The organism is Paenibacillus sp. FSL W7-1332 (assembly GCF_037969785.1).
Classification (GTDB): Bacteria; Bacillota; Bacilli; order Paenibacillales; family Paenibacillaceae; genus Paenibacillus_AQ.
This window is the reverse complement of record NZ_CP150209.1, coordinates 5,744,889-5,764,859: the sequence shown is the minus strand read 5'-3', so window position 1 is coordinate 5,764,859 and position 19,971 is coordinate 5,744,889. Positions and strand designations below refer to the sequence as shown.

Annotated in this window: 22 protein-coding genes, 1 tRNA gene and 1 pseudogene; 12 read left to right on the top strand and 12 right to left on the bottom strand. The window is 46.9% G+C overall.

All coding sequences use genetic code 11. The features are described from left to right. Positions 1-42: 42 nt before the first annotated feature. Positions 43-270 (bottom strand): alpha/beta-type small acid-soluble spore protein, encoded by a 228-nt coding sequence (locus tag MKX98_RS26025; RefSeq protein WP_053492022.1) that lies wholly within the window; start codon positions 268-270, stop codon positions 43-45. Positions 271-419: 149 nt separating this feature from the next. Between MKX98_RS26025 and nrdR the strand changes: the two genes are divergently transcribed. The 3 genes from nrdR (at position 420) to tnpA (ending at position 1,802) form a co-directional block, all read left to right on the top strand. Further along, complete coding sequence (nrdR, locus tag MKX98_RS26020) at positions 420-893, top strand: transcriptional regulator NrdR (protein WP_071218088.1); 474 nt, start codon at positions 420-422, stop codon at positions 891-893. A gap of 176 nt (positions 894-1,069) precedes the next feature. Beyond that, positions 1,070-1,142 (top strand) — tRNA-Ala (locus MKX98_RS26015). Positions 1,143-1,313: 171 nt separating this feature from the next. After that, complete coding sequence (gene tnpA / locus MKX98_RS26010; RefSeq protein ID WP_071223663.1) at positions 1,314-1,802, top strand: IS200/IS605 family transposase; 489 nt, start codon at positions 1,314-1,316, stop codon at positions 1,800-1,802. Positions 1,803-2,029: 227 nt separating this feature from the next. Here the strand turns inward: tnpA and MKX98_RS26005 are convergent, their stop codons facing one another. After that, positions 2,030-3,211, bottom strand: a complete 1,182-nt coding sequence (locus MKX98_RS26005) for an ABC transporter permease (protein WP_339219286.1) — start codon at positions 3,209-3,211, stop codon at positions 2,030-2,032. 258 nt (positions 3,212-3,469) lie between these two features. Further along, positions 3,470-4,249 carry a nuclear transport factor 2 family protein gene (locus tag MKX98_RS26000; protein ID WP_339219284.1) on the bottom strand — a complete coding sequence of 260 codons (780 nt, stop codon included), beginning with the start codon at positions 4,247-4,249 and terminating at the stop codon, positions 3,470-3,472. 194 nt (positions 4,250-4,443) lie between these two features. Here MKX98_RS26000 and MKX98_RS25995 point away from each other — a divergent pair, with 194 nt between their 5' ends. From MKX98_RS25995 to MKX98_RS25980, 4 genes are all read left to right on the top strand, one after another. Further along, a complete protein-coding gene (locus MKX98_RS25995; protein WP_119846832.1) occupies positions 4,444-5,049 on the top strand; it encodes a TetR/AcrR family transcriptional regulator in 606 nt (201 codons plus the stop codon). A 122-nt stretch (positions 5,050-5,171) separates the two neighbouring features. Beyond that, the gene (locus MKX98_RS25990; protein WP_113057782.1) at positions 5,172-5,453 is read left to right on the top strand and encodes a metalloregulator ArsR/SmtB family transcription factor; all 282 of its coding nucleotides are present in this window, start codon (positions 5,172-5,174) and stop codon (positions 5,451-5,453) included. Positions 5,454-5,605: 152 nt separating this feature from the next. Beyond that, positions 5,606-6,673 (top strand): Atu2307/SP_0267 family LLM class monooxygenase, encoded by a 1,068-nt coding sequence (locus MKX98_RS25985; protein ID WP_339219278.1) that lies wholly within the window; start codon positions 5,606-5,608, stop codon positions 6,671-6,673. Positions 6,674-6,801: 128 nt separating this feature from the next. Further along, on the top strand, positions 6,802-7,986 hold the full coding sequence (locus MKX98_RS25980; RefSeq protein ID WP_339219276.1) for an MFS transporter: 1,185 nt from the start codon (positions 6,802-6,804) through the stop codon (positions 7,984-7,986). Positions 7,987-8,309: 323 nt separating this feature from the next. On the opposite strand, the gene MKX98_RS25975 is transcribed toward MKX98_RS25980, so the two are convergent. Both MKX98_RS25975 and MKX98_RS25970 read right to left on the bottom strand, forming a co-directional pair. Beyond that, positions 8,310-9,806: a monooxygenase gene (locus MKX98_RS25975; protein WP_339219274.1), complete on the bottom strand. Its 1,497-nt coding sequence runs from the start codon at positions 9,804-9,806 to the stop codon at positions 8,310-8,312. Positions 9,807-9,830: 24 nt separating this feature from the next. Next, on the bottom strand, positions 9,831-10,232 hold the full coding sequence (locus MKX98_RS25970; protein ID WP_194544169.1) for a RidA family protein: 402 nt from the start codon (positions 10,230-10,232) through the stop codon (positions 9,831-9,833). A 233-nt stretch (positions 10,233-10,465) separates the two neighbouring features. On the opposite strand from MKX98_RS25970, the gene MKX98_RS25965 reads away from it, so the two are divergent. Continuing rightward, positions 10,466-10,948 carry a MarR family transcriptional regulator gene (locus MKX98_RS25965; protein ID WP_220684135.1) on the top strand — a complete coding sequence of 161 codons (483 nt, stop codon included), beginning with the start codon at positions 10,466-10,468 and terminating at the stop codon, positions 10,946-10,948. An 83-nt stretch (positions 10,949-11,031) separates the two neighbouring features. On the opposite strand, the gene MKX98_RS25960 is transcribed toward MKX98_RS25965, so the two are convergent. Further along, positions 11,032-11,964, bottom strand: coding sequence for an alpha/beta fold hydrolase (locus tag MKX98_RS25960; protein WP_220684136.1), 933 nt, complete (start codon positions 11,962-11,964; stop codon positions 11,032-11,034). A gap of 195 nt (positions 11,965-12,159) precedes the next feature. On the opposite strand from MKX98_RS25960, the gene MKX98_RS25955 reads away from it, so the two are divergent. From MKX98_RS25955 to MKX98_RS25945, 3 genes are all read left to right on the top strand, one after another. Beyond that, entirely contained in the window at positions 12,160-12,519 is a 360-nt protein-coding gene (locus tag MKX98_RS25955; RefSeq protein ID WP_339219269.1) for a MerR family transcriptional regulator, read from the top strand. Between the two features lie 379 nt (positions 12,520-12,898). Next, a complete protein-coding gene (locus MKX98_RS25950) occupies positions 12,899-13,111 on the top strand; it encodes a hypothetical protein (protein WP_259445170.1) in 213 nt (70 codons plus the stop codon). 31 nt (positions 13,112-13,142) lie between these two features. Then, the gene (locus MKX98_RS25945) at positions 13,143-14,066 is read left to right on the top strand and encodes an alpha/beta hydrolase (protein ID WP_220684138.1); all 924 of its coding nucleotides are present in this window, start codon (positions 13,143-13,145) and stop codon (positions 14,064-14,066) included. Positions 14,067-14,264: 198 nt separating this feature from the next. Here MKX98_RS25945 and MKX98_RS25940 read toward each other — a convergent pair whose 3' ends face one another. The 4 genes and pseudogenes from MKX98_RS25940 to MKX98_RS25925 all read right to left on the bottom strand — a co-directional run bounded on the left by MKX98_RS25940 (position 14,265) and on the right by MKX98_RS25925 (position 16,643). Continuing rightward, a complete protein-coding gene (locus MKX98_RS25940) occupies positions 14,265-15,422 on the bottom strand; it encodes an epoxide hydrolase family protein (RefSeq protein ID WP_220684139.1) in 1,158 nt (385 codons plus the stop codon). A gap of 157 nt (positions 15,423-15,579) precedes the next feature. Beyond that, positions 15,580-15,702: pseudogene (locus MKX98_RS25935) on the bottom strand (SDR family NAD(P)-dependent oxidoreductase); the annotation flags it as partial. Between the two features lie 41 nt (positions 15,703-15,743). After that, positions 15,744-16,046, bottom strand: a complete 303-nt coding sequence (locus MKX98_RS25930) for a Dabb family protein (RefSeq protein ID WP_220684141.1) — start codon at positions 16,044-16,046, stop codon at positions 15,744-15,746. Positions 16,047-16,073: 27 nt separating this feature from the next. Then, positions 16,074-16,643, bottom strand: a complete 570-nt coding sequence (locus tag MKX98_RS25925; protein ID WP_339224583.1) for an NAD(P)H-dependent oxidoreductase — start codon at positions 16,641-16,643, stop codon at positions 16,074-16,076. A 193-nt stretch (positions 16,644-16,836) separates the two neighbouring features. Here MKX98_RS25925 and MKX98_RS25920 point away from each other — a divergent pair, with 193 nt between their 5' ends. After that, on the top strand, positions 16,837-17,715 hold the full coding sequence (locus tag MKX98_RS25920; RefSeq protein WP_220684142.1) for a helix-turn-helix transcriptional regulator: 879 nt from the start codon (positions 16,837-16,839) through the stop codon (positions 17,713-17,715). 213 nt (positions 17,716-17,928) lie between these two features. Here the strand turns inward: MKX98_RS25920 and MKX98_RS25915 are convergent, their stop codons facing one another. Together MKX98_RS25915 and MKX98_RS25910 are read right to left on the bottom strand one after the other, a co-directional pair. Then, positions 17,929-18,801, bottom strand: a complete 873-nt coding sequence (locus MKX98_RS25915; RefSeq protein ID WP_339219263.1) for an SDR family oxidoreductase — start codon at positions 18,799-18,801, stop codon at positions 17,929-17,931. 97 nt (positions 18,802-18,898) lie between these two features. Further along, positions 18,899-19,747: a helix-turn-helix transcriptional regulator gene (locus MKX98_RS25910; protein WP_259445682.1), complete on the bottom strand. Its 849-nt coding sequence runs from the start codon at positions 19,745-19,747 to the stop codon at positions 18,899-18,901. Positions 19,748-19,971 lie beyond the last annotated feature (224 nt).

Below are 19,971 nucleotides of genomic sequence, written 5' to 3'. Positions count from 1 at the left end.
TACATCGAGCCGTCCAACACTCCTTTTTTAAGGAAGAATCAATTATTGACCGGAGAATTGACCAGCCAATTGTTGCTCGGCCAGGGTTACAAGACGCTTTGTGATGTATCCCCCGATCGAACCGTTCTCGTAGGAAGTCATGTTACCTTGGTATCCGTCTTGTGGAATGGAGATACCAAGTTCTTGAGCTACCTCGTACTTCAATTGCTCAAGAGCAGCGTTTGCGCGAGGAACAACCAGGTTGTTGGAGTTGTTGTTGCTTTGTGCCATGTTAAGTTCACCTCCTTGGGTTGGTAAAAGTATTATGTCTCGGGTTTCGCATTTTCATAACATAAAAGAAAAAAGTTTTGCTGGTAAATTTTTCATTAGGGCCGTTAAGGCTAAAATACGCTGAAAACAAAGGAAGTGAAGATGACTTTATGAAGTGTCCATATTGCAGTTATGCCGGAACGAAAGTGCTGGATTCCAGGCCTGCCAACGAGAATAAATCCATCCGCCGCCGCAGGGAATGCGAGCAGTGCAGCAAGAGATTCACAACCTTTGAGATGGTGGAGGAAACGCCGCTGATTGTTGTGAAGAAGGATGGAAGCCGCGAAGAATTCAGCCGGGAGAAGGTACTCCGCGGTTTGATCCGGGCATGCGAGAAGCGTCCGGTATCCGTGGACCAGCTGGATATGATCGTATCGGATGTCGAGAAGGCACTGCGCAATACCGCAGCAGCAGAGGTGGAGAGCCGCCAGATCGGGGAGCTTCTGATGGAACGGCTGTATCCGGTCGATGAGGTAGCGTACGTCCGGTTTGCGTCCGTGTATCGGCAGTTCAAGGATATCAATATGTTTATGAAGGAACTGAAAAGCCTACTGTCCAAGGATACGGACGGTCAGGAGCTGTAAGAGCACCAGGGTTCTGCGTGATCCAGGTGCTCTTCCGGTGCTCTCAAGGAGCCCATCCTCATCATCGATAAGTGACATTATATAGAGAAGTAAAAGGGATACAGCACGTCATCAAAAAATGTGAAAAACCTGTTGACATGCCTGCTGATTTTTTATATGATATAGAAGTCGCTTACGGGGCCTTAGCTCAGCTGGGAGAGCGCATCGCTGGCAGCGATGAGGTCAGGGGTTCGATCCCCCTAGGCTCCATACGAAGAAAACCCTTGATTATCAAGGGTTTTTTCCTTTTTCTTGTAAAAAGAAAACCATACGCTATGCGTATGGTTCAGGATAGCTTAAGCGTTGTATAAAAAAAATCCTCCGAAGTGTTAAGATAAATTCGGTTCGCCAACCAAATTTAAAACACGAGGAGGAGATCAGATGGCATCTGATGTGAACAGTTTAGCACATACAAAATGGAATTGTAAGTATCACATAGTGTTTGCACCAAAGTACAGAAGACAAGTGATCTATGGGAAATTGAAAAGAGATATAGGAAAAATACTAAGACAATTGTGTGAAAGAAAAGGTGTAGAAATTATAGAAGCAGAGGCATGTAAAGATCATATACACATGCTGGTAAGTATACCGCCGAAAATAAGTGTGTCATCATTTATAGGGTATCTAAAAGGGAAGAGTAGCTTAATGATATTTGATCGCCATGCAAATTTAAAATATAAGTATGGGAATCGAAAATTCTGGTGTAAAGGGTTTTATGTGGACACGGTAGGAAGGAACAAGAAAGTGATTGAAGAGTATATACGAAATCAGTTACAAGAAGACGTGGTTGCAGAGCAAATGACGCTGGAAGAGTATATAGATCCATTCACAGGAGAAGAAACAGGAAGCAAACGAAAGAAGAAGAACTAGAAGACCCCTTAAGGGGTAGCCGAAAAAGTAGTGCGGTTGGCGAACGATTCAATGCCCTTTAGGGCTGGCCAGTAACAAAGGCTTTCAGCCGCAGAGCAAACCACCCGTTCACACGGGTGGTTTTGATTAATAACTTTTTAATTCTTCCCAGAAATGGTCGCAATCTAATTATAACATTGAGCGTAAAAAAGGAAGTACAACGCATCGTTGATTGTTCTTACTTTATTTTAATTGCTTGTAAAAGAAGTAGGAGCGGCATCTGTCGCTCGACCGACCCTAAATCCGGAAGTGAGCAGCAAGACCAAAAATCCACCGGCGACGCCCCACAAAATCAAGGCGTTTGAGTAAGCTGCGTCCAGTCCGCCGAAGTACATTACTTCCCGTAGCCCTCCTGCCGCGAACCGCAGTGGCGTCCACGAATAGATCCAATCTCGCGTTATCTGCGACAAGAACTCCGGAGCCATGTTCAGCAGCGGCATGGAGAAGAACATCAGCAGTACGAGAAGCGGTATTGCCCGGAATCCGATCCAATTCAGCAAGGAAGATTGCAACAAGAAGAACGCCGATCCAGCCAACCATAAGAACAACCACGTCTCCCCCGCGTTCGCCAGTTCCATACCGTACCACGACGAAGCCATCCATATGGTGTAGCACGAGGCTATGCCGACGATCGCAAGCCCCCCGATAGCTTGCAGCGCGCTGACTGTCCATCTCCTTGAACCCGCGGCGACCGCCTTCTGGCTAGCCAGGAACAAGACGACTCCGGTCACCATGCTGCCGATCCATATAATCTGGGTCAACAAACCCGGCGCATTCCCCGCCGCATTATTCACTCCCGGTGGATGCACGACTTCCTCCTGAACGTTCACCGGTGTCATTAAAGCTTTAGCCGTCTCAACCGGAATTTGCTCCGTTTGCTGTCCGATCTGCCCAAGCAGCTGCTGCAACAGTTCCCCGTTGATCATTTTCATCGCTTGCCCCATTGCCTGTCTTACGACCATCGAGGCTTGGGTGTTCATACCCTCATTGGAGAGGATTCTCACATTAGGGTGAATCGGCGAGTGCGTTGCTAGCGAGAGTAAACCGCTGCTCAGATCCGCCGGAATCACCATCGCTCCGTAATATTCGCGTTTATACAGTCCTTCCCGGGCCTTTTCCTCGGAATCCACGACATGCCAGACGAACGGCATTGCTGGGCTCGACAGCAACTTTTCCCGGATCATTTCCCCTACCGCAAACGTTCCTCCAGTCGGCAGCTCCGCCGGCTGGTCCAGGATAACGAGGGCCACCGGGACCTCCTTTGGCTTCGATCCAAGCACCGATCCCATCATCGCTACCCCGAATACGGTCAACACGATCAGGACGAGCACCATTCCCAGCCACATCATTTTTTGTGTCAGCATTTTCATGATCCACTACTCCTTGTCTCTTTATAATGAACATATGGTTGATTATCAACGGCAATGTTCATTGTGAAAGGACCACCATATAATATGGCTGCATCACACGGTCACTTCATGGCAATGAACAAAAATAGCGTTGCTGCAGCAACGCTTCTGTATCCATTTCATTAAAAAAATGATCACTCAAGTACATTCGTAAAATCGAAAGACATCACCGCACTTAAATTTCGGCGATGTCTTTCTTGCGATTCAGCTACACAAACTTCAAAATCTACTGTTCGAATTTTTTCGTTTTTCTGCCGGCAAGATGGCCTCGATTACGTCCCAATGCTCAGCGATCTTTTCATCCTCTACGCGGAACAAATCGTAGAAAGCGGTATGCTGACCATCAAACAGACCTTCACTCATTGTAAGAACAAAATCGCCTTGACCGATAACTTGATGGACATAAGTATATTGAAACTCAACATTTTTCTCCTTCAGAGCCTGCAAAGCAGCGTGAAGACCTGAAAGTCCATCTGCAATATGCGGACTATGCTGAATGTAGTGATCTCCATCAAAGTAAGAGGCAAGCAGGTCAGGGTTCTTCCCGAGCAAGATGTTCTCAACATAGCTTCTGACAAATGCCTTGTTGGCATCCGTTTTGTCGATATCCTTAATCGTAACCGGTCCGTCAATCATTGTATGATTGCTTGGTGTCTTCTCCACCATCTCTTGCAAATTATCCCAGTGCTCAACGATTAGTCCATTCTCAAAACGGAAGATATCAAATACGATTTTAGGGCCGTGAAAATGATATACAGAATGAAGTGCCACATAATTTCCGTCAACTAAAGCCCGCTTAATGCTTACCTTTGTACCAATTTCCTTTAAATGATCTAGAGCACCAAGCATGGTTTCACGACCATCGAGTAAGGCCTGGTTATGCTGAATATATTGATCTGGATGAACGTAAGCCGTAATCGCTTCGGGATTGCCGCTCTCAAAACTTTCCAGTACGGCGACTGCCTTACGAACAAGCTCATGTAGATGGTTGAATGTCATTGGAAAATCCTCTTTAGAGTTATTTAGTCATCTAGATAAATATTGAACAATATGTTGTTTATTTATCTCTTGCTCATTATAATAGAGGCTAATATAACGCTCAATATTCAATATTTTTAGTTATGATGGATAACAGACAACTCATAAAACTTTGTCGCTTAACGACCTAAATAAATGTAGGGGGAACGAAAACAATGAACAAGAAAACCGACTTAAGAATACTGCGCACGAAACAATCGATTCGAAAGGCGTTTTATGAGCTTATTCAGGAAAAGGGATATGAATCCATAACGATCCAGGATATTGCCGATCGGGCTATGATCAATCGAAACACATTTTATCTCCACTACCAAAACAAGCCTGATTTATTAGATACATGTATGAATGAATTGTTGAGCGAATTAAAGGATGCGGTCGTTCTTTGTCCCATCAGCATGAATCCTTTCAGTATTTCTCTACTCGAGACAGTCATGCAAACTGTACTGGAGCATATTTCTCTAAATTTGACCTTTTATCATTCCATGTTAATAGATGAGAATAGAATCTATCAGTTTCAAGCGAAAATGGAAAATATCATTAAAGATAAATTAATTGAGGGGTGGAAACCTGCTCAGGGAAACTCACCATTAGCGATATCCAAGGAATTATTGATCGAATACCTCGGATCGTCATTCATGGGGATTGTAATTTGGTGGATTAAAAACGATAAACCCCTTCCTGCAGATGAAGTTTCATCTCAGTTTAGCAGAATCGTTGCCTACGGGCATTTAAGAGCAGCCGGCATCGCCGTCGAGGAATAAAATTAGCGAGGGTAGAGGGAGCAGGGTTCAGCTCTGCCCTTTACATTTGAACGACATGGTGCTAAACTTGATTTCGATAGTTATAGAACTGCAGAAGATGCGCGGGGAGGTGGATGGAAACAGTGGGAGAAAATCAAGAAGATATCGGGCAAGCGGTTAAAGTGTATAAAGCTTTGGGGGAACCAACCCGGTTGAAAATCGCTTTACTGCTCGCGAAAGAAAGCAATTTATGCTTCACTGCCGTCGGTGAAAGGCTTGAGTCGGTTGCAGGCTCGACGCTATCGCATCATTTAAAGCAATTGACGGACTCTGGCTTGATTGATTCTCGCAAGAATGGATCGTTTATTCACTATAACGTCAATCGAGAAATAGCGGAAAAATTTGCGCCCTTTTTGTTGGCGTAATTTTTTCGGAAATCAATTCTATAAATTTAGAACTATAGAATTGATTGGGGTTTATACTTAAACCGATTTTAACGAACGAGTCGATTTGGAATGATTATTCAACAGTTTTTTACTAATCCCCCCTAATCCATATTATGAAGGAGAGAATAACTATGAGCGGTCAAACGAATACGATGGAGATTGGAATGAGCACCTTCCTTCATGCAAATCCCGGAAATGGCGGTGTCTCGCATGCCCAGAGGCTGCGCCAGGCGATCGAAGAAATCCAATTGGCAGATCAGGTCGGCCTTGACGTCTATGCCATCGGCGAGCATCATCGCATCGAATACACAAGCTCCTCGCCAGCTGTCATTCTGGCCGCAGCTGCAGCTACAACGAAGCGGATCCGGCTCTCGAGCGCAGTGACGGTGCTATCTTCGGACGATCCGGTGCGGATATATCAGGACTTTGCAACGTTGGACGGTCTGTCGAACGGGCGAGCGGAGATCATGGCCGGACGGGGGTCGTTCATTGAATCGTTCCCGCTATTCGGCTATGACCTGAAAGATTACGAGGAATTGTATGAAGAGAAACTGGAACTGCTGTTGAAGATTCGCGCTTCCGAAAAGGTGACCTGGCGTGGCGGTCATCGCCCGGCGATTGACAACATGGGCGTCTATCCTCGTGCACTGCAGGAGCCTTTGCCTGTCTGGATCGGTACGGGCGGCAATCCGGAATCAGCTGTTCGGGCCGGCTTGCTGGGACTTCCTATTGCCTTCTCAATTCTGGGAGGGGAGCCGCAAAGATTCGCACCCTTAGTGAAGCTTTATAAAGAAGCCGCCGTGAAAGCTGGTCACGATCCGAATAAGCTGCAAATTGCTACACATTCGCATGGCTTTATTTCGAATACGGCACAAGAGGCTGCTAAGCGGTATTACCCTGTCATGGCTGGCCAAATGAACCACATTGGACGGGAACGAGGCTGGTCTACCTATACACGTGACTCGTACGATTCAGCCCGTAACCTTCATGGCGCTCTATACGTCGGTGATCCCGAATACGTCGCAGAAAAAATCGTGCTGCTGCATAAGAATCTTGGCTTGACTCGCTTCATGATGTACAACGATTTCAGTTCCTTGCCGCATCGCGATTTGCTGCAGACGATTGAGCTTCTCGGGACCAAAGTAGCGCCGATTGTCCGTAAGGAGCTGGCACGTCAGACATCTGGCCATAACGCTTAAAGCAGACCACGAACGCTGGGAACGAGGAGGCTTGATTGGGCCGAGAAGTGAAGTCGGCGAAGTGAGCATTTTTTTTAAATATGATTTCTATAGATTTAGATCTGTTGAAATGAAAAGAGGTGAAATAGATGGGAAATTCATGGAAAATTTATATTTTAGCCATTGTCAGCTTTTTAGTTGGAACTTCAGAGTTCGTGATTGCCGGCATCTTGGATATGCTTGCAAGTGATTTTGGAGTGTCGGTAGCGGCGGCCGGGCAGTTGATTACGGTTTACTCGCTTGCTTATGCCATCGGCACCCCGATCCTAATTGCGCTCACGGCAAAAATGGATCGAAGAAAGCTGATGCTGTCGGCTTTGGGATTATTTTTCGTAGGGAACTTGATCACGGTCACAACTACAGGCTACGGCATGCTGCTTGGAGCAAGAATTATCTTGGCGATCAGCACGGGGGTATTTATGGTCGTCGCCCTGACGGTTGCCGCTAAAATATCTCATCCAGGAAAACAGGGCAGCGCAATCGCCACGGTTCTAGTGGGCTTTAATCTCGCACTTATTTTAGGGGTTCCGCTTGGGAGAATCATTGCGGGCTCACATGATTGGAAAATCATCTTTACGGGAGTCGGAGCCCTGAGCTTAATCGCGATGCTGGTCCTTTTGCTGGCGATTCCGAGATCGGAAGGAGAGGCTCCCGTACCTATTCGGGAACAGCTTGCCTTATTAAAAAGCCCACGAATCACGGTCGCGCTTTCCATCAGTTTTTTCTGGATATTGGGCTATACGATGCTGTACACCTATATAACGCCGTTTCTTCTGGACATTACGGGGATGAGCGAAGGGATGGTAAACATCGGGTTGTTTGCGTTTGGGCTGGCCAGTCTCATAGGGTCCCAAGTTGGCGGTTACGGTGCAGATAAATGGGGTATCCCCCGTACGATGATTGGAGGCTTGCTCTTTCACTCGGGAATATTATTATTACTGACGGCGTTCTCCCACTCGTCCATGATCGTGTTGCCTTTGCTTATGTTATGGTCCTTTTTCGCCTGGTCGACGGGGCCGGTTCAACAAGTTTATTTAATCGGCATGGCTCCTCAGGCTTCGGGGATTATCCTGAGTTTGAATAATTCTATTGTGCAGTTGGGCATGGCTGTAGGGGCTGTAATCGGAGGCATTGTTGTAGAAAGCATCTCGCTAGCATCCGTTGGTTTGCTTGGCGGAGCTTTCGTTGCCATTGGACTCATCCCGGCTATTATTTCATTATCCATGCGTCGCCGATCTGCAGCTGCGGGCGTAACCGGCAATGCGGAAGTTTGAAAAACCAGGCTTCTATATAAGTTGAACAAATAATATCAGATCAGGTCACCGATTTCTTCGGTGGCCTGCTGTGCATGTTGTTTGATTATAGCTTCTGGACCGGGTGCGTTAAGTTGAACCGTACCACAAATAGTGGTAAAGCGCCTGGATCAAGGCTGTGATGATGCGTTCTGCAGAATTGGGGAGAGGGATTTAAGGAATCAAGTTTTATCCTAACCTGAGGATAAGAACTTGATTCCATTGACATAAAGGACGGTGCTTGTTCAATCATCTACAGACCTTACTGGGTCAGGGGGAGGCGGTCACACACCTCAAACGAATTACTAATCCGTAATGTTTCCGCACCAGCGAGTGATTCCTTCATTTATGGTTTGCATGGGATTCGGATCGGATAGAGGAATCGCCCAGGCAATATGTCCATCCGGCCGAATCAGCGCCGTGTGGACGTCGTTCCAATCCGCGTCAGCCTCAGCCAATGAGGCATGTACAACTTGAAGGTTGCTATACGTTTCCCATTGACCGCTATGCTGTTCATTAGAATGGAATTGCAACAGAAGAAAAGTACCTTTGTGCAGGAGAGGATAGGAGTTCATCAATTGTCCATCTTTTAGCTTTAAGCTGAGATCCTTGAACCGTTTCCCGTTTAAAGGATGGGAAGGCGCTTCTGCGTCGGATGCATAATGTACATCCATGGCGGAAATCTGTGCAGCGATTTGATAATTAGCCTCCGGTATTTGAATCAGATCAGCCAGCATGCTTCGCAGCTCCATGATGGGAGGAGTCACGTCCAGAAGCAGGGTTTGGACCTCGGTATTCCGGAGCAAGGCCGTATTCCATGGGAAACGTTCGGTATGATAACTGTCCAATAGCCAGTCCGGAGCCCAGCCTTTGATTGCTCCTGCAAGCTTCCAGCCTAAGTTCATCGCTTCTTGTAAGCCGACGTTCATTCCCTGTCCACCAGCCGGAAAATGAATGTGCGCCGAATCTCCGGCCAAAAACAATCGACCATTCCGATAGCGTCCCGCTTGCCGCGTCGCATTTCCGAAACGGGACATCCATATCACATCGTTCAATCCCAAGTCGCTTCCGGTCGTACGGATGAGCGATGAACGAAACTCTTCCAATGTAACCTTCTCATCCTTAGAGATGTTACGTCTCTCCATATCGATCATCAAGACTCGGTAGATATGATCATTGATTGGCATGATGCTGACCAATCCTTTTTCTGTAATCCGGGATATGACACTCATAGGAGCCAATTCAGATAGAACGGCATCCCCCAGAATAGCCGTGAAGGTCGCATCTGTACCTTCAAATGATATGTTTGCATGCTTGCGAACCAAACTTCTAGCTCCATCCGTACCTACCACATAAGCTGATCTTAACGTTGTTTCTCCATGAGGTCCCGCGATCTTAACGTCAACCCCATCCTCATCCTGGTGCACAGATAGAGCCTCAACCTCTCTCCGGACCTCTGCGCCAAGGCTAAGCGCCCATTCCTCCAGCACCTTCTCCGTCTCACTCTGCGGTAAAAAGAGGGTGTGATTGGAAGAAGAATCCAACACCGAGAAATCCAAGGGGGTTTCTAATCCGGCAAAATGTCCTCTCGAAAGTAAGCGGCCTTGACTGATTAATTGTGATTTCACTCCACGCATATCTAATATTTCAAGGGTTCGTGGATGGACGGTAAGCGCACGTGAATATGGAGTTGTCTCTTTTAATCGTTCAATGACGCAGACCTTTACACCGGCTAATGCCAATTCCCCAGCCAACATCATGCCGACAGGTCCGCCACCGATAAGGATGACTTCATATTTCATATAAATAACCTCTTTTCTTAAACATTATGGGAAGATCACGATAGCGTCTATTTCGATAAGCCATTCAGGATCGGCTAGTGCTTGAACGCCTATATAGGTACTTGCTGTCTTCGGCCAGTTAGGGCCAAACACATAAAATCCTGCATCAAAAATAATCGAAATCAATTCCGGGTTGTGGTTTACCACAAAGATATTCATCTTTCCAATGTACAATGGATCCGCTCGCACGGCTTCCAATGCATACTTAAGATTGGTGAACACTTGAACCGCTTGCGCGTAATAGTCCCCTGAACCGACCAATGCTCCTGTTTCATCTACAGAAACCTGACCTGAGATGAAGGCCAGTTTGGAGGCAGTAGTTACCACGACATGAGAAATTACAGATGTAACCTTATCCGTCAATGTCTTCGGATTCACGAGTTCCATTGGTAGGTATGCACCTCCTTCATTAATTATTGTTTCGGTAGAATCTTTTTATTGCTTGTTAAAAAGGGTATGATAAAAACTATATATAATTTTTGTTTCATATGAAACAATATCATTGTACTTATTTATTCTTTATCCTGTCAACCCCAATCTTAATATGAGTATGATCGTTTGTTTCTAAGGAAACAATATATGATATAATAAACAAATAAGTCGAGGGAGTCAGCATAATCATGGAAACTGCCAGTAAGAACAAAACCAAAACCGCCATTCATGAATTTTTCGTTCAGTTTCTTGAGCAAAAAGAGCAATATGAAACCCGAATAACTGCCACATACCTGGAGGATATCCGGAAGCACATTGAATCGGAATTCAGCTTGAATATGACGGAACTGCACACCATTGCGTGCATCGGAGAGCAGGAGCCGATCAATCTCACTTCCATCGCGGAGAGAATAAATTTAAGCAAAGGAAATACCTCCAAGATCGCAAACAAATTACTAAAGGCAGGTTGGGTGCGAAAAGCCCAGCTCAACGATAACAAAAAGGAAGTGTATTTTCGGTTAACGCCTGTCGGCAAAAAGCTATTTGCTGCTCATCATGAGCTTCATGCGAAGGAAAGGCAAAGAATGTACGAATTTTTGGAAAGTTATAACGAAAGCGAGCTCGAATTTATTAAACGGCTGTTTGGAGATATGGTTGACTTCTATCTCTGACGTACCTCAAGAAGCCAGTAAAAGAGAGCGAGCTCCCTCACAGGCATTGGGCCGGCGGGAGAGCTCGCTGTCTTTCTAGAGCTTTATTTGGATTCAATTCGACCCATTGGATGGGGCGTCTCGGACAAAGTCTGTTTCACTGCCGACCAGTTGGTCTGCTCAATATCGAGAATATGTCGAAGGTAAGCCCATGTAACCTTCTGGATCAGGGCAACCCGTTCTGGGTTTTCATCTGTTGTTTCTGTAACCTCGTAACCAGCGATCCCTCCAAGTGAGTGTTCTGCGCCAAAAAGGGTGAGCAGGCTTTCTGCTCCCGGGCTGAGGAAGTAAGGGTCGGTCATCCAATCCGGCCCGCGAACGGTTAGCTGATATTTGTTAGGAGTGTCGTCCTGATCCCCGACGACCACGAGAGTGGGCTTGGTCATGTGCTCGAAGCTTACGTTCAGATGCGGCATTTTCTCGGCCGCGAACGGTGTCAGGCTGTCCCCACCTTGCCCAGCGGTGGCGAATAGCACGCCTGCTTTGATGCGCGAGTCGGACAGGTCCTCTTCCTTCTTGGTCTCGGGGTTGAGGACTCGCAAGCCTAACAAGTTGCCCGCCGTTTGGCCGCCGAAGGAATGTCCGGCTGCGGCGATGCGGCTTCGGTCAAGGCGCCCGCTGAGGCCGGGAACGGCAGATTCCAGGAAATCAAGCTGATCAAGGATGCGCTTCATGTCTTCCACTCGGAAACGCCATATCCGTGGTGTGCGGGGATCGTCCTGAGGGAGACCCAATGTCCTTGAGTCGAGATGGGTAGGTTGAATGACTACGAAGCCGTGTGCGGCCCAGAAGTCAACCAAGGGGCCGTAACCCTCTAACGATGAGCCAGAACCGTGTGAGAAAACAATGATAGGTAAGTTACGACCGGTCGTCGGCGCGGAGACTCTCACTTGCAGATTCTCGCCACGGCCCGGGGCTGAAAGCACGATCGGCTTTACCGAGACGACTGGAGAGGGTGCGGTAATCTTTAGTTCCATAATATGTTCCTGCCCTTCTTAAGATAGATGGTTGTCGGGAGTTTTCTCCCGCAGATCCCATAATAAAAGTTGGAGTCGATTCCAAGTCAAGGCGCGAAAATAAAAAATCGCCCAAGGAGAAGTGATGGAATTAGGGTTGACTTGGAGTCAGCTCCAAGATGTAAAATGCTCAAAACGGCAATTTAGGGAGGAGACATGATGGAAGAACAAACTTTTACGATCAAGCAAGTCGCCGGGCAAACCGGTATTTCCGAGGATACAATCCGCTATTACGAAAAGATCATGCTGCTGCCTCAGGCAGAACGGAAGGAAAACAGGCATCGCTTTTATCGTAAAGAAGACATTTATAGGATCAAGCAAATAACCTGCCTCAAAAAAACGGGAATGTCGCTCGAGGCGATGCGACCATTTTTGGCTGCCTCAGTCGATTCGGATCCCGCCACTCTTCCTGAACTGGTGGATCAATTAAGAAGTCAACGTGAACATATTATGTTTCAAATTTCCTCGCTTCAGCAGATCGTTGATTTTATTGACATAAAGCTAAAAAGAAGGTAGGCCCAATAATTAAAGCTCGATGCGGGCCTGCTCCCGGAGATGCCACGCTTCAGCACGACAAGTATCGGGAACATTAAGCAAACGGGTAATTAGTGATATTGTCAAGTAGACAGTGGAATAAAACAAAGTGTCTAAACAGCTTCAGCTCGAGCTTCCACCGGGCTAAGGCTGTTTTAGTTTCTTCTGTAATCGTCTCCAGTAACGGTCTCATCCGGATCGTCTTCCGTCAAGAGGACATAGTTTTTCAATTTCAAATGATATTGATTGTCATTATCGGTTTTGCTAAGATTAATTTTTTTCAGTACTGAACAAAAAGGATCGCAGTCTGGTGCGGTCACTGAACTTGGTCCGCTAACTACAAGAGAGGGGGATTGCGAAATTGGAGTTTCAAAATCATTGTAAAGGTCATCTTTACGAGCAGTATATAAAAATGCTGCATCTGAACGAGATGTATACGGAACATGAAATGGGCCATCCCAAATACGAAGTTACGGATGGCAGGGTGACATTGGACGCGGACCTTAACCCAAAGCTGTATGCAGAACGGGTTTGTAGCAGAACGAATGGAATAGAGCTCAATCATCACTTATAATTTCAGTAATAGTTGGAGGTGTAGAAAATCAATGAACGTATTTTCTAAGGGAACAAAAATGGTATTTGTATTGCTCATTTTATTATTAACGATTACAGGATGCACCACCAAAATGCCTATATCTTCAAATGAAAATCAATCTCTATCTGATCAACCTCAACATACGAAACTTGTAGAAACTGCTGTACCTGAAACACCCGTTGCCGAAGTGAAGAACATACCCCCAAACAAACCGGTTGAATATGATCCTGCCTGGCCGGATCGTTCGGTGAAGTCTTCTAACGGGCATCTTGTGAATAGTTGTGTTCCGGATGAGCTGCGCAATAAAGCAACTACATTAACAACCAGTGATGGGGTGTATCTGTCTGCACTTGTGCTAGGCAGTGGAGATAAAGGAGTCCTGCTTGCACACGAGCAAGGCTATAACATTTGCTCTTTTCTTGACATGGGAACTGAACTGGCTGACAGTGGGTATCTGGTTGTTATTCCTGAATATCGTAATCATGGTGCCTCACAGAATTTTCCGGAGGATAATCAGAATATAGATCGTGATGCAGATGCTGCCTTAAGTGAACTCAAACGATTGGGTGCAAAAAGAGTGTTTTTGGCGGGAGCATCATGTGGCGGTAGTACAGCAATCATTGCAGGCGTTCGTCAGGCGCTGCCTATTGAGGGGCTGATTATTCTTTCTTCTCCTGCACAATGTGGGCCCCTTGATTCCATTCCGAGCGTTGAGAAGATTAAAGCACCGTCCATGTTTGTTTTTTCACCTGGCGATTATGGAGGCTCAATTGAACAAGAAGTGCGCAAATTATATCAAGCATCCGGAGCCACGGATAAAGAGCTAATTGTGGATGAGAGTGGTTATCACGGAACAGATATGTACCATAGGGGAGAGCACGGTGATGACTTAAAGTCCAAGCTTATTAACTTTGTTAAAAAGGTATTTAATTAAAGTAAATAACTTTTGTAACAAAACCGTGGTTGATAAGGATTGTCAATTATCCGGCTCAAGGTACTTTCAAGGTCAAGAGAAAGCCGCTCGTTTCCCGACAGGGGAACTGAGCGGCAACGATGCAGGGTCAGGGGATGACCACGGTCCGTCTACTTTTCTTATTATCTGCTAGACAGTGTATTTAGAAACGGTTCTGATTCACCAGCTTTTCGTTCTAAAAGGTCTGAAGAATGCGCGAATGTCATCGGCAAAAAGCTCTGGTTCCTCCAGAGCGGTAAAATGTCCGCCGCGGGGCATCGAAGTCCAGCGGGTTACATTCAGGTTGCGCATGGCCCATTCCTTGGGCGGCAACAGGATATCCGCCGGGAATAGGGCAAGGCCAGTCGGAACCTCGATGTAGCCGATTGGCGGCAAAGAATGCGCATTATCATAATACATATGCGCTGTCGATCCTATGGTGTTCGTCACCCAATATATCATGATATGCGTAAGGAGTTCATCCTCGCTGAATTTTTGCGCAAGATCGCCGTTACAATCGCTCCATGATCGGAATTTCTCCGTCAGCCAACCGGCCAAACCTACGGGCGAGTCGGAAAGTCCATATGCAAGGGTTTGGGGGCGCGTCGATTGAATGGACATATAGCCGCCCTCCTGAGCCATCCATGCCGAAGCATTATTCTGGTATTGCCGCTCTTCTTCCGAAAGCGTGGCCTGATCAGATGAAGCTATGAGATCTCGGATAATCCCGATATCGGTCAGATGGATTCCGTATAACCGTTCGGGATGGTTTGCCGCCAGGTATCTGGTCACACCGGAGCCCATATCCCCACCGGCGGCAGCGAATTTACTGTAGCCTAATTCTTCGGTCATGAGCTTAACCCACATTTCGGCGACATGAAAATTGTTGACCCCGGGATGTTTAGGACGGCTGGAGAATCCAAAGCCAGGTAATGAAGGGACGATTACGTCAAAAGCGTCCTCGGGGTTTCCGCCATGGCTGGCCGGATCCGTAAGCAGCGGGATGATTTTTTGGTAACGCAGGTAACTGTCGGGCCATCCGTGAGTAAGAATCAGGGGCAAAGGGTTAGGACCTTTACCGCGTTCATGTACGAAGTGCACGTCGATCCCATCGATCTTGCAGCGAAACTGGGAGAAGCGGTTCAACTTGGCTTCTTGTGCGCGCCAATCATAATGGTCCCTCCAATACGAAACTAGCGATTTTAAGTAATTTAATTCCGTGCCCCGTTCCCAATTCGCATTTTCCAATTGATCCGGCCAGCGGATATGATGGATTCTGTATTGCAGATCGTTCAGGATTTCATCAGAGACCTGAATTTGAAAACGTTCAATAGTCAAAATGACTTCCCTCCTCTTCTTAATACATCGTCATTATATCCCTCAAGCTGGTGTGGTACACTGGCATAAATGAAATTTTTAACTATACTATTTGCAGGTGAATGCCATGCCGCAATTGCAAATAGCTGGTCGTAATCCGCTTCCGTAACATCGCTGAACGATTCGCAAAATTGATAACCGCCTTGGCGCCATGATTCGCTAAATACTCGGCAATGGTTCTGCCGATTCCTCTGGATGCTCCAGTGACCAGGGCAACTTTGCCGGCAAGCTTCTCATCCATTTCAGCAATCTCTCCTTTCTAATGTGTTTTAAAGGGGAGCATTAAGCAAACGGGTAATCCATAACGACGATTCCTTCAACAAACGGGCCGATGGATTGCAATAATCCTTGATGCAGGGGGTGCTGAATATACTCCCGGCAAGCCTGTTGATTCTCGAAAGTGACTCTGATTCCCAGCGTAAACCCCTGCATATGCTCTATTTCCTCCGTAACGTTAATCCCGGCGCTAAGCTCCACGATCCCCGGAATATTCCCTTTAAAGTCATATGCACGCTTTATTGCACTTTCTTTTACTTCAATAGGAACATCGGGCTTGAATTTCAATAGCACGATATGCTCAAACATCTTACTCCCTCCTAGTTTTCTTTCTGTTTATTTTTGACTTTGGAGCTGCTTCAATTGGGAGAGCTCTTTCATCCATTTCACGAAATTGTCGGTTACAAGATCAAGGTACTGAATGGTAGGTTCATCGGTCAGCTCACCCTTCTCGTTAAACTTCTCATGAACAAAACCAATGTACACTTCATTTCCAGGCAACAGAGGCGAGGAAATACCGGATGCGAACAGAATGTCACGCAGATGGCCCTGCGCTTTGACCGATCCCAACAATCCCATGGAAGATCCGACGATCCATGAGGGCTTTCCGATCATGACTCGATCCACGCGGGATAACCAGTCAATCGCGTTCGCCATGACGCCGGGAATGGTCGAATTATATTCCGGAGTGATCCATAACACCGCGTCGGCAGCAGCGACGTTCGCCTTAAAATCGATAACCGGCTGGGGCGGAACAGACTCGATATCCTGATCGTAAAAGGGGAGATCCCGAATGTTCAGCACATCCAACTGAAAAAGATGCTGATAACGGTTTTGAATATAACGGGCCAGCTTTAGGTTGTATGAATCTTTGCGAATGCTTCCGACTATGGCGGCTACTTTCATTTTCATCACCTCAATGATAGGGTCTGAATGGAGTTGAACAGGTGGGACCGATCATCACTGTCTATCCATTCTTGCTATTCCTCCTAAGGAGGACATAAACTAGTCTAAATGGACCCGAAGAGGCTAGGAAGAGATCTAGTTATCGTAGGATTGGAAATCCTACGTTCATGAATAGGTAGGAGGTATGGAGGACATGGAAGACAGATTGGACCGTTATGAGGAATTGTCCCGTTTTTTGCGTTCACGCCGTGAACGAATAACCCCAGAGCAAGCAGGTTTGCCGGATTCCGGACGCAGACGAACACCCGGACTTCGTCGCAGCGAGGTAGCTCTGCTGGCAGATGTGGGATTGGATTGGTACACCTATTTGGAACAAGGGCGTCATATCAACGTATCCGCTGAGGTGCTTGATCGAATAGCGAAAGTCCTTCGGTTAGATGAATCGGAACGCAGGCATCTGTACCATCTTGCCCGTAAACAATTTCCCTTGGCCGGTACGAAGCAACCCTCTAAGGTAACACCGGAACTTCAACGTTTTTTGGATAGCCAGAACCTTTCCCCTGCGAATGTCATGGATGCGCGCATGAACATCATTGCCTGGAATGAGGCCTACTGCGCATTAAATGGGAATCTCACGGTGATGTCGGATAGGGAGCGGAATTTGGTCTGGATGACGTTTACTTCTCCCCGTTTCCGCTATGCAAAGGGAGACCAATGGGAACTGCATGCTCGGCGAATCGTTGCCAATTTCCATGCCGGGTATGCCCGTCACGTCGACGATCCTTGGTGGTCCGAGCAGTTCGAGGCGCTTTCACAGGCTAGCAGAGAGTTTCGAGAATTTTGGGATTCCCACGAGGTTCTCGATGCTATGGATGCTCCTAAGACGCTGCATTGTCCGAATCTCGGGATCTTGAATTTTGATCTGGTTTCATTTCATTACTTGAACGATTCTAATTTGACCGTTTCCATTCATGTTCCTCATCCAGATGGCACGGTGGATAAGATGCAGCAACTGTTAATCGATTATCAGAGCCAGCATTCAGAGCAGCTTGAATCTTCTCGAAGAGTTTAGTATAGGAAGGCAATCAGAAGTCTTATTCGGCATGAATCAAGACATCCGAGCGGATGTCTTTTAATTTTGTTCTATAGGTGAAACGGAGAACTGTATCATAAGTAACGGCAAGTTTTAAAAATGCTCCCCTTTAAGTGAGCAGGTTTAATAAATAAACCGACTACTTCAGAGGAGCATATCAGTTGCCGTGGATGTCGAATTCTTTGTTATCCTTTAAAATGGTTTTACCACATCATCTGAATCAGTGGAGTAGGCCAGCTCTTTCTGTGCTTCCAGAGCGGCCAGTCTGTCCAGCAGGGCTGCCCGGATTTGCTCGTAGGCGTCACTGCCCAACGCCATACGTATCGGCCCCTCTCCCTGGTCGACACGACGGATAATCTGCTGCGCCATTTTATCCGGATCGCCGACAACCATTTGATTGAACATGCCCATATCTATACCAGGCAGTTCTCCCTTCATCAGGCTAACGAATCGGCCCGCCTCCGTATCCCGGTATTCGTCCATCCTCTCGCCGAATACGGCGTTGCTTGTAATGAAATTCGTTCGGATTCCACCGGGCTCCACCATAGTGGTCTTAATATTGAACGGAGCCACTTCCTTAGCTAGCGCTTCAAAGGCTCCTTCGACCGCCCATTTCGAAGAGCAATACAGTCCCATACCCGGAATAGAATAATAACCCGCCATACTCGAAATCTGTACGATGTGACCGCCGCCCTGCTTGCGGAAAAAGGGCAGGACTGCACGCGCTGCACGCAGGGAGCCAAGCACATTGGTCATAAACTGATGCTCAATTTGCCTGTCGCTTGCTTCTTCCACTGCGCCATACAAGCCATAGGCTGCATTATTGACAAACACATCGATCGTGCCCAGTTCTGAAAATGCACGTTCCACGACTTCAGCAATTTGCTGAGGGTTTGTCAGATCTAAATTAGCCTGCCATAGCCCAGAGCCATACTGTGCCTGCAGATCATCCAGCACCCCCGGCTTGCGTACCGTTGCGGCTACACGGTCCCCTCTATCAAGCAACCGGCGAGTTATACGTGAAGCCAAGCCTCCTGACGCTCCTGTAATGAACCATGTTTGCATACTAAATACCCTCCCAATCGTTGTCTTCCACTGAATCATACAAGCAACTGGAGGGTGCTAGCCACAGCACGCCTATTCTATTAACAGGAGTAACAGTCTACGGTAGCTGCCTGTCCTGCTCAAGTAAACGCAATAATCTCTCCTCCGTGCCTGAACCGGGCACCGGAACAAAGAAACACCAGTGCAGTCCCGGGTCATTATCGATTACAGCCGCGGAATGGAGCTCGAACTCCATCTCCTGTGCGTCAGGAACACGGAATAAAGCGGTGGCTACGCGTTTTTGTTTGATTTCATACAGCTCCCAGAAATGTACGAACTCTACGCTTTCCCGCGTCAAGCGTTCAAACCGTTCCATATATAACGGGTTGTTCTTGTAAAGATCGAAGCCTGCCCGCAGAACGGCTACAGAGTAACGGGCAGCGGCTTCCCAATTCACCAGTCTGTTGCGGTAATCCGGCTTTAAAAACATAATGTCCATCATATTCCGTTCGTTGTCCGGCAGACTGCCGAAATCGGCTACGATCAGTTCCGCTGCCCGATTCCAAGCGATAACATCCGTACCTTCGTCTGTGATAAAAGAAGGATAATGCAGTTGATTTACGATTTTCTGCAGAACTCCCGTATCCGGTCCACCGTTATTTGGCACTGTGACGACGCTCGCCACATCTACATTGGCCAGATCGAATAGATGCTTCTGCTCGTCATCGTCAAGCTGAAGCGCTTTGCTGATACTTAGCAGCACTTCCGGCGAAGGATTAACCTCTTTGCCTTGCTCCAGCCAGGCATAGTAAGTCACGCTTATATTGGCAAGATAAGAGACTTCTTCTCTTCGAAGTCCCGGAGTGCGTCTTCGTCCGGGCAGCGGCTGAATCCCGGCCTCTGAAGGCTGCAACCGTTCTCTGCGCGATTTAAGGAAGTCACCCAATGCGGATGAGGAACGATTCATTTTCAAGTGGGTCACCTCTATTTACTCATATGGAAGATACATATCGCTATTAACCAAATAGACCAAAAGCACTCTATACATGATTATTATAATCTTTGTTGAATGCCGTTTCTACAAAAGAGAACCATAACGAGTACCGAGGCTATTAATCCCGCTAATAGTATAAACATGATGTGGTTAACCCATGCCTATCGACAGTACGATGAAGATAAGTCAGTTAGGTT